Source organism: Paenibacillus sp. CFBP 13594 (assembly GCF_014842675.1).
In the GTDB taxonomy this organism is placed as follows: Bacteria; Bacillota; Bacilli; order Paenibacillales; family Paenibacillaceae; genus Paenibacillus; species Paenibacillus amylolyticus_B.
The window spans coordinates 197,213-209,173 of sequence record NZ_JACYVQ010000004.1; the positions used below are offsets into that span (position 1 = coordinate 197,213).

General features: G+C 45.5%; 1 protein-coding gene. It reads left to right on the forward strand.

Features of this window, described 5'->3' with window-relative positions; genetic code table 11:
* The first annotated feature begins 7 nt into the window (after window positions 1–7).
* Entirely contained in the window at window positions 8–11,950 is an 11,943-nt protein-coding gene (locus IFU39_RS14715) for a non-ribosomal peptide synthetase (RefSeq protein WP_192133316.1), read from the forward strand.
* Window positions 11,951–11,961 lie beyond the last annotated feature (11 nt).

Genomic DNA, 11,961 nt, shown 5'->3' on the forward strand with positions numbered 1-11,961 from the left:
GTGAAGCGTGGAGAAAATTCTGAAGCTCCTGGTAGAGAGTGTCAAGGACCAGAAGATGAACAAAACAACGGCGGCTCAGATCGTGAAAATGCTAAAAGAAGGGGAAAAGAAATCCGTCAAGGATATCGCCATCATCGGTATTTCAGCCAAGTTGCCCAATATGGAAACACTGGATGACTACTGGGATAATATCCAGAGTGGTGTAGATTGCATACGTCCCATTCCCAAGACACGAAAATCGGATATGGACGCTATTCTCTCTTATATGGATATTCCTGAGGGAGATATTCAATATTACGAAGCGGCGTACCTGGACAATATTGACCAATTCGACCATGAATTCTTTCGTTTGCCTCCCAAAGAAGCCAGTTTAACGGATGTTAATCAGCGTTTGTTTATGGAGACGGCATGGGATGCCATGGAGGATGCAGGATACGGTAACGATAAATTATCGGGCACCAATACAGGTGTCTATGTAGGCTTTTCCAACAATATCAAAGATATGTATATGCGATATATTACCGAAACGATGCAGACAAGTGCACTGTCCATCGTTGGGAATTTGGCTTCCATATTATCCAATCGAATCTCGTATCTTCTGAATCTGAAGGGACCCAGTATTGTTGTTGATACAGCGTGTTCCTCTTCGCTCGTAGCTGTCGCCATGGCATGTCAGGCCATCCGGAACAAGGAATGTGATATGGCAATCGCGGGCGGTGTGAAACTTCATCTCATGACACGCGAGAATCAGAATGAGAAGATCGGGATGGAATCTCCAGACTACCGGACCAAAACATTTGATGATTCTGCAAATGGGGCGGGAATGGGCGAAGGAGTCACTGCTTTGTTGCTGAAACCACTAGATGCTGCAATGCGTGATGGTGATCAGATCTATGCGGTAATTAAAGGTTTGGCCGTCAATCAGGATGGAAGTTCTGGCGGATTGACTGTACCAAACCCGTCCACTCAGGCAGAGTTGATTGTAAAAGCGTGGGAGGACGGTAACATCGATCCCGAAACGATCTCGTATTTCGAACCGCATGGTACGGGGACAGAATTGGGAGATCCCATTGAGATTAAGGGAATTCAGAACGCGTTTAAGAAATATACTTCCAAGAAACAATTTTGTGCGATCGGTTCGGTTAAAACCAATATCGGTCATCTGTACGAAGCGGCTGGAACTGCTGGCTTAATTAAAGCAATTCTGGCGCTGAAAAATAAAAAACTCCCTCCAACCTTGAACTTTGAAAAGCCAAATAGAGCGATTGACTTCAGTGGATCACCCGTTTACGTGAATACTACACTGCGAGAGTGGACCACGGATGGAACAACCCCAAGACGGTGTGGTATCAGTTCTTTTGGAATTGGGGGAACCAACTGCCATCTTGTGCTTGAGGAAGCGCCGGATCGGGCAAATGCAGAGCATAAAGCGAACACTTCTGTAACAGAGCCATCCATTCTGACGTTGTCCGCCAAGTCTGAGGAATCGCTGCGTCAGATGATCAGTAAGTATATCTATTTTCTTGAAAAAGATGAACTGCCAACATTACAAGATATATGTTATACCGCCAACACGGGAAGAGGGAAATTCCCATATCGGGTAGCAATCATAATGGACAGCAACATCGATTTGCATCAGAAACTTATCCAGCTGGAGCGTTCAAAGCAGCTATTTGGTACTTCACATGGTTCGCACATCTATACAGGCTTTCACAAGCTGGTTCAAGATGAGGAGGCAGCGGATCAGGAATTCAGAATGTCGCTCTCATCCAGGCATGAGATGAGCGTATCGCTGGGACAAGCTCTTGGAAAATTCATGAACAGTGGGCAGCAAGACGTCAATGCGTTACATCAGGCTGCTTCATTCTATGTCTCTGGGGGCGATGCTGACTGGGAAGCGCTCTATGCGAATCAGAGTGTATTCAAGGTCAGTTTGCCATCCTACGCATTTCAGACGCACAGATGTTGGATCGACATTCCAAAACGTAACAGAAGATCAGAAAAGGTACAGGCAGAGGGCATGTTTTATCAAGCTGTATGGCAACGATATATGCCCGTATCTCGAGATTCTGTCGTCTCACAAATGAAAGGCACCGTACTTCTCTTCCGCGGAAACGATCAAGTCAATGCTGCCTTGACGGTCCGATTGGAGCGTGAGCCCGAAGCACGAGTCATTCAGGTAGCCTGGGGGGATCGTTACGAGAAGTATGATGATTCGCACTATGTGATTCGTGGCGATGAAAGGGACTACATTCAGTTATTGGATGATATGAAGGGTCAGGGGCTAACCCGTATCATTCACGGGTTTACTCTGGCAGAGAATGATTCAGATGATTATTTACAAAGCGAGGAACAATTGAAGTTAAGCCAGGACCGTGGAATTCAGAGTGCATTCTACTTGACCCGTGCCCTTCTACATCATCATATGACAGAGGGACTGCAGCTTCAATTCATATCCTCTCTAGCAAATGCAGTTACGGGTTATGAAGGTCAGGTAAGACCGGAGAATGCAACGCTTAACGGATTCGCAAAAGTCATTGAACAGGAGTATCCGGAGATATCCTGCCGATTCATTGATGTGGATTCAGATACCGATGCGGATACGATCTATGCAGAATTGAATGGCTCCCATGACCGTTTCCAAGTGGCGTATCGACATAATCAGTCATACGTAGAAGAATTGGATATTGCCAATATTCTGGAAGCCAGTCATGAGGAAGTGACTATTCGTGAGAACGGTTTATATCTTATTGCTGGTGGAACAGGCGGAATTGGTTTGCAATTCGCGAAGCATCTGGCTGATGAACGCTGCATTCGTCTGGCACTAATCAGTCGTACGGCGATGCCTGATCGCACTGTGTGGGACAAGCTTATTCAAGAAGAAGATCCAAAGATAATATCCATAGAAATGATTGAACGAATGAAAACCATTATGGAGCTTGAAGCCGGAGGATCAAGTGTTGAATTAATCAGTGCAGACATCTCCGATCTGGAGCAGATGACTCAGGTTGTGCAGAGGTTGAGAACAAAATATGGACAAATCCATGGGGTAATTAATAGCGCTGGTGTTGCCAATGATGGCTTGATTATCCGTAAGGAAGAGACTGCATTCCAAGAGGTTCTGAGACCGAAGGTTCAGGGAACCTGGGTTCTGAATCAAATAACAGCGCAGGAACCACTCGATTTCTTCGTTATGTTTTCTTCTGGCATATCCATGTTAGGAGAACCGGGACAGAGCGATTATGTTGCTGCAAACTGTTTTCTGGATAGCTTTGCGTCTTACCGCGCAAATGGATCGGGCCGAACGCTAACCATTAACTGGCCGGCCTGGAAGGAAATCGGGATGGCTGCCAGATTTGGTCTGAATGTGGATACAGCATTCAAGACGTTAGCGACTCATCAAGCGATCAGTGCTTTTGACATGGTATTGAGCCGTCGTATACGCCGAGTGTTGATCGGTGAGCCCAATTATGCGAGTGAACTCCTACCGTTGATAGAGTCGTCAAGGGTTATTCAATTTTCGGAAGCCATGACAGCTCGAATTCAACAGGAACGTAATCATTTGAATTATCATAACAACCAGCTGACGAGAACTGAATATGAGCAGAAGGTTGAACTGCACGGACGAGATAACGGTATATATACAACTAAGGAGAAGGAACTTGCCCAACTGGTGGGACATGTTCTCGGGTTTACCGGGTTAGATGTATACGACAACTTGTTTGAACTCGGCGTTGATTCAATATCAATGATGCGCATTATTACTGAAATACGGGTACGCTACCATGTTCACCTAAACTACCACACGTTCTTTGAAGGTATGAATCTGGCGAAGCTTGCAGTTCATCTGATTGGTGCACTCAAGGAAGCTGGTGCGATATCCGAGTATCCCCAGCAAGAGCCGGAACCGGCGACCCTGTATGAGGACTTCCCTTTGACAGAAGTACAGATGGCTTATCTGTTAGGTCGAGACGAGCGGTTTGAGATGGGGGGGACATCCACTCACTATTATCTGGAATTGGAAACCAAATTGAACATGACGCATTTCCAGACAGCATTGCAAAAAGTGATTCAGCGTCATCCAATGCTGCGAGCGGTCATATTGCCGGAGGGCATACAACGAATATTGCCACAGGTACCAGACTATCAACTGGGAATCGTTGATGTGTGCCATCTGAATGAGCAGGAAAAGTGGAAACACATTGAGGTGGAACGGGATCGAATGTCCCATCATGTGTTTGAGCCGAGCCAATGGCCGCTGTTTGAATTCAAAGCTTTTAAAATAGATGATACACGGCATTACCTGTTATTTGGTTATGATCTGCTGATCTGTGACAGTGCGAGTATCCAGATCCTTGGAGAGGACCTGGTGCATTATTGCCGTGAGCCGGAAAAGGAACTTCCTGCACTCAAGTTTTCGTTCAAGGATTATATGATGGCATACGGAGAACTGAAAAAGGGTGAGATGTACGCACGTGACAAGAAGTACTGGATGGATCAGTTGGACACATTCCCTTCCGCTCCAGCACTTCCACTGAAGCAGGAGCCCAGACATATCAAGAAACCGCAATTTTCACGGCTAAGCTGGGTATTGGAACAAGATCTGTGGGAGCAACTAAAGCATAAGGCGCAGCAAAAAAATGTAACACCTTCCGCGCTTCTATGTACTGCCTTTGCTCGAGTTTTGGCCCGTTGGAGCAATCAGGATCGACTTGCCATCAATCTGGCGGCGTTCAACCGCTTTCCATTTCATGAAGAAACCAATCAAATTATCGGTGATTTTACATCCATTATGTTGCTCGAAATTAACGAACAAAAAAACAAACCTTTCTGGGAACAAGCGAGAGACGTGCAGAGTGGCATGCTCAATATGTTGGAACATCGACATTATGACGGCGTGGAATTCATCCGAGAACTGGCCCGTCATCGAGAAGCGGGTACTTCCGCCATTATGCCGATTGTATATACCAGCACATTATTTGTGGATGCCATCGGAAGCTGGCAGCATATCGGAGATCTGAAAATGGGTATCAGTCAGACCTCCCAAGTCTACCTTGATAATCAGGTAATGGAGACTGACGGGAAACTGACCATTAACTGGGACTATATTCAGGATCTTTTTCATTACGATACACTTTCCGCCATGTTCGATGATTATACAGCGATAATTACTCATCTGTGTGAGCAAGAGAATATCGAGTTTTTACCAGAATTGCCTGAACAGGATAAGGCCATCTGGAATGCATTTAATGCAACAGCACAATCATTTCCTATATCTACACTGCATGGGTCTTTTATGGAGCAGGCGACCAAGACTCCTTATCAGACAGCATTGATTTACGGTAATCAGCAATTGACTTATCAACAGCTGGATGAACGTTCCAATCAGCTCGCTCATTACTTGACGCAACAAGGAATAACACGGGGAGACCGGGTGGGGTTGTTAGCCAAACGTGGTATGGAGACAATTGTGAATACCATCGGCATTCTCAAAGCAGGAGCGGTATACGTGCCTGTTGATCCCGATTATCCCGAAGATCGTCAGCAATACATTTTACAAAATAGTAACTGCAAAATGCTGTTATTACCCGAACTTTATACGTTTGAGGGACTGGCTGAATTGCCAGTGGAGCCACTGGAAAATAACGCAGCACCTGACGATCTTGCCTACATTATTTATACGTCTGGCAGCACGGGAACCCCAAAAGGGGTAGCTACTGCCCATGGCCCGGCAATGAATACCATTCGGGATATCAATATGAAGTTTGAAGTGACGGATCAAGATCGGATGCTTGGTATCTCTTCAATGTGCTTTGATCTGTCAGTCTATGATATTTTCGGTGCACTTGCGACGGGTGCAGCACTTGTGATCATTGCTGACCAACGTGATATTCATGACATGTACGACGCGATACAACAGCATAAAGTAACCATCTGGAATTCAGTTCCAGCCATTATGCAACTGATGGCAGATTACGTAACCGACCAAACCAATGAACAATTAAGACTCATCCTGCTCAGTGGGGACTGGATACCGAAGAAATTGCCAGAGCAAGTACATGGGCGTTTTCCTTCGGCACAGGTTATCAGCTTGGGAGGTGCGACAGAGGCATCCATTTGGTCTATCTATTATCCCATTGATACTGTCAAGTCTGATTGGAAGAGCATTCCTTATGGAAGACCACTTGCGAATCAGACATTCTATACGCTTGATTACACGGGTAGCCTGAGCCCAGTCGATGTCATTGGTGAGCTCTGCATCGGTGGAGCAGGATTGGCTGAAGGATACTTTAATGATCCGGTGAGGACCGACAATGCATTTTTTAATCATCCGGAATTGGGACGTTTATACCGCACAGGTGATTTTGGAGTCTTGCGAAGAGAAGGATACATTGAATTCCTTGGCAGACGGGATTCCCAAGTGAAAATCAGGGGGTATCGGGTTGAGCTTGGAGAAATTGAAAGCCGATTATCTACAGTTCCTAGCGTGAAGCAGGCTGTCGTTATAGATAAAGTGGACATGCAAGGAACAAAGGTACTGGTAGCCTATTACTCAGCGGAGCGCAGTTATGACGAATTGGAGATGAAGCGTCTTTTGGCAAAAGCACTTCCGGATTACATGGTTCCTCAGCATTTAATCCAGTTGTCTGAATTTCCACTTACACCCAATGGAAAGATTGATCGGAAAGCGTTACCGGAGCCAACCTTTGGACAACAGTCCTGTGCACTTGCAGGAACAGAAAGCCCAACGGAGCAAAAGCTGATTGAACTCTGTGAATCGGTATTTGGTATGAATGGAATAGGAACTCACGATAGCTTTTTCCAGATGGGGATCAATTCAATTCTAATGGTGCAGCTGGTGAATCGGATTGGGCAGGAATTCAATCAACGTCTCAGCTTCAAGGAATTTATGGCCCTGAGAGATATTTATGAACTGGCGTCTTTGCTTGAGAGCTCTGTGGAAAATGAAGAGTCAGTGGGAACAATTCATTATCCTCAGCATGATCCGTGCCCTGATCCTGAAGGCCGACCATTCCCGCTGACCGAGGTACAGATGGCTTATGTCGCAGGAAGAAGTCAGGCTTTTGAAATGGGAGGCACATCGACACACGGGTACCTCGAATTCGAAACTCAACTGGAGATGACGCGCTTCAATGAAGCACTAATCAAGCTGATTGAACATCATCCTATGTTGCGGGCAATTATCCTGCCTACCGGAGAGCAACGAATCCTGCCACATGTACCGGTATATCGGATGGATATTGAAGATATCAGTAGTTTGAGTCCTGACGAGATGGAACGGGTGATCATAGCCGAAAGAGAACGTATGTCTCATCATATTTTTGAATTGGAGCAATGGCCATTATTTGAGATACGTGCGAAAAAAATATCTAAGGATACACATCTGCTGTTGTTTGGATATGATCTGCTCATTGCTGATGGGGCAAGCATACAGATCTTCAATAATGATCTACTGAAATTCTATCATCATCCCGAGATTGATCCGGAGCCTAATCCATTTACATTCCGCGATTATATTCTTGCTTACAATGAATTCCGTAAATCGAATACGTACCTGGCTGATAAACAATACTGGCGTGCCCGAGTAGAGGAGTTCCCAGCAGCACCTGCACTCCCATTGAAGACAGATCCTGCACAGATCAGTGAGCCCAAATTCAAGCGACTTAATGAAGTGTTTGAACCACAGCGTTGGGAGATATTGAAAAAGGTTGCTAATGTACACGGGCTAACACCTTCAGCGCTTCTCTGTGCAGCCTATGCCCAGATCTTATCGTACTGGAGCAATCAACAGAAGATTGCACTGAACCTGACAGTCTTCAATCGTTATCCATTCCACCCAAGCATACAGGATATCATTGGGGACTTTACTTCCATGATTTTAATTGATGTGGATATGGCTTCGGGGAATGATTTTATGGGTCATGTGCGTCATGTTCAGGACAGTATACTGGAGGCGCTGGAGCACAGGCATTATGAAGGCATCGAATTCATACGTGATCTCTCCAAGCACCATCAAATGGGGAACAAGACCGTAATGCCAATTGTCTTCACAAGTATGATCTTTAATGAACGTGAGACATCGGAAGCAACTCAGGGACTGATTGGAAAGGTTCGAACTGGGGTTAGCCAAACATCGCAGGTATATCTGGATCATCAGGCTTCGGATGCGGGAGGGCAACTAACGCTAACCTGGGATTACGTGGATGACTTGTTTGACCAACAGGTGGTCGAAACGATGTTTGCGCAATATATTGCGCTGCTGGATGGCCTAATTGTGGGAGAAACGATTACGGGGCCTGACATTCCTTCAGTCGATCGCAGCATTTTGGAAAGGTATAACCAATCAGAAGAAAATATCATGCCAACAACATTGCAACATTTGTTTGACCGTATGGCTAAACATTATCCAGATCAGGACGCATTGTTGTTTGAGGATGAGCGGATGACGTATTCGGAGCTGGACCGAAGATCTGGTCAACTGGCAGGATATTTACTTGAACAGGAGATCGGGCGAGGGGATCGAGTTGGCGTTGTGGCAAGGCGCCGTATGGAGACCATTGTAAATGTAATGGCTATACTTCGCACTGGTGCGGCATATGTACCACTTGATCCGGATTATCCAGAAGATCGGCAAGCTTACATGCTTAAGAATAGTGATTGCCAAATTGTATTGGACGTGGATGCCTATGATCAGGTCTCGGCTTCAGGTTATCCTCTACTCGAAGGTGAGCCATCTGGAACACCTGATGATATTGCATATGTAATCTATACCTCGGGAAGTACGGGTAGACCGAAGGGTGTTGCGATTACTCATGGGGCTGTAACGAATACGATTCAGGATATGAACCGAAAGTTCGGTGTTCATGAGAAGGATCGCATGCTTGGCGTATCTTCCATGTGTTTCGATTTATCCGTATATGACGTGTTCGGTGCACTTTCCTCGGGTGCAGCTCTCGTAATTGTATCCGACCAAAGAGATATCCGAATGATGAAAGAGGCCGTTGATCGCCATCAGGTTACAATCTGGAATTCGGTTCCAGCAATTATAGATATGTTCATGGATCGCCTGGAATCCGATGCTGGACGAAGCTACCGTTGGGCAAGTGATGAAGAGATTCAGGCGTCAACCCAACTGGCTGTGGAGAAAGAGTCAGTAGAATCGGTATACCATTGGTCATTCTCCACACTGTGGCGAATGGATGGAAAGCATATCTACGTGGATGAGTTCAAATGCCCTGCATATGCAACAGGTATGTTCCCTGAACTGTATTTCTTGGCACAAAAGGGAATTCGGCAATCCGAGATTGCTTCTTTCTTCCCGAATGTACCTGCTAGTGAAGTGAATTCGCTCATGGAACTGCTTATTCGCAAACGTGCTTTGGTCAGCGGACTTATGGAGCCAGCAGAAATTTTCAAGAAGCAGACGCAGTTATTCCGCAATCCGTATGACGAAAAGGTGGCATACGATGCACAGGCATACGAGGCATTCAAAAAAATACAGTTGCATCGTAATTTCGGTGAGAACACCACACTTGAGGTCTCACTGGAGCGTGGTGTTAAATATCCTGATTTCATCTCCAAGCGACGTTCTCATCGTTCCTTTAAGGAGGATCAGCCTGTCACTATGAAACAGTTCTCCGATCTGATGGGAGTACTGGGTCAGTATGATCAAGGACAGGAAATTCGTTATTACTATCCTTCTGCGGGAGGACTATACCCGATAGATGTGTTTGTGTATGTGAAGGAAGGAAGAGTTGCGGGAATGGAGGCGGGCTTGTACTACTTTAGTCCAGTGGATCACACGGTACGCCTTATTCATGGGAATCAGTCATTCACTGACGAAATGCACTATTACACGAACAGATCCATTTATCAGTCTTCAGCGTTTACTGTTTTCTTCATTTACAACGCGGAAGCAACCATGCCGAAATATGGTGCGCAAGGTTATTTATACTCCCTTATTGATACCGGAATTATGGTATCCACACTAAACAGTGTTGGAGAGATGTTGGGCATTGGAATGTGTTCGATCGGAGATATGCCTTTTGAGAAAGTAAAACCGTTATTCAATTTAAATGAAAATCAGATCTGGCTTCACACGGTGGAAGCAGGATTGAAGCCAGACGATGAAATGGCTTCTACGGAAGAATGGAGCAGCAGCAATTATATCAGACAAGGTCCAAGCGTATCGGTATCCTATGGCGAAAACCCAATGGCTGCTGACCCATCCCTATTATCGGAACGTTCCGTAGCAGTCCTGGGTGCACAGAACGCTCCGCTGGCTAAGTTAAATATCCAAAGTTCTGATATAGAAAGAGCAGTAAACATTACAAACGAGGGTAACCGTCAAAACAGTCTTCGTCTTATACTGCTCAGCGGTGACTGGATACCTCTATCGTTACCGGGCAAAGTCAGAAATCTGTGTCCTGATGCAAGCATTGTGAGTCTCGGTGGTGCAACAGAGGCTAGTATTTGGTCTATATATTACCCTATTAATTCAATATCTGATGAGTGGAACAGTATCCCTTACGGGTATCCGTTGGCGAATCAAACATTCCATGTGCTCGATTATAAACTGCGTCCATGTCCGGTTGATGTTCCAGGTGAGATGTTTATCGGCGGAGTAGGTCTTGCAAATCAATATGTGAATGACTTGGATAAAACGGAGAAAGCATTCATTCAGCATCCGCTCCTTGGTCGATTGTATAGAACGGGAGACCATGGCGTCATGCGCAAAGAGGGATACATTGAATTTTTGGGCAGAAAGGACAACCAGATCAAAATCAGGGGGCATCGCGTGGAACTTGGTGAAATTGAAGCCATATTCATTCAGCACCACGCCTTGAAGCGTGTGTATGTAATGGACAGGCAGAACGAGCAAAAGAAAAAATATCTGTGTGCCTATTATGTCTCTGATCAAGAAGTTTCCATTGCTGAATTGCGAGAGTTTCTGATATCCAGATTGCCGGAGTACATGGTGCCTTCATTCTTTATCCGGTTGGAAGCCATCCCTTTAACAGCAAATGGAAAAATCAATCGTAATGCATTACCTGAACCAACAGCTCTACACACAGCTCAGGTCCAATACAAGGCTCCTGCCAATGATATTGAAAAACAATTGGTACAGATATGGAGCGAAGTACTTGGCAATGTTCACATTGGTGTGAATCAGCATTTCTTTGAGATCGGCGGCGATTCTGTACTGATGATCAAAGCACATGCCAGACTTGATGACCAATATCCAGGAATTGTGAAAATAACCGACATGTTTAATTTGCCAACTATTTCGGATATTACCGCTTTTATCGAGAACCAGTTGGAAGAGATGGATATAATCCATGTATCCCGCTCCCGCATCCCCTTGTCCATGGATTATTTCGTGGAAGGAGATTCAACATCAAACGAAACAGAAGAGTTGCAGTTTGCCTTATCAGCAGAACTCTATGATCGTGTGGTGAATGCTGCCAGCAGGTGGGACGTGGAGGTGGATGATATTTTATTTGCCGGCTTTGCGTACCTTCTCGCACAGACCTCCAACAGTGATCGGATGAGTGTGCATGCAGCCATTGGGCAGGCCGACTATATTCAAGTATTTGATCTGGACTTCGGCTCGTTGGAACAATTTAATGAATTATTCCAGCTTATCCATCAATCCAAGGGTCAAGATGGCAGAGAGACCTTCCACACCAAACATGTTAGTACACTTTTGCAGGAGCCCGGTACAGGAACATTACCTTTGTTCTATAACGCTGGTGCAGTTGCTTCGGGAGTGCCGGTGTCTGAACTGTACGACTTAACGTTACAAGTGGTTCATCAGGAGGACAGCCTGCACTTTGTATGTGGATTCCGTTCAATGAAATGGCGGAAGAGCAAGCTAGAGTCACTCTTGCAACTCTACTTTAAACTACTGAACCCGATACTCGAATGATCTCAAGCCGA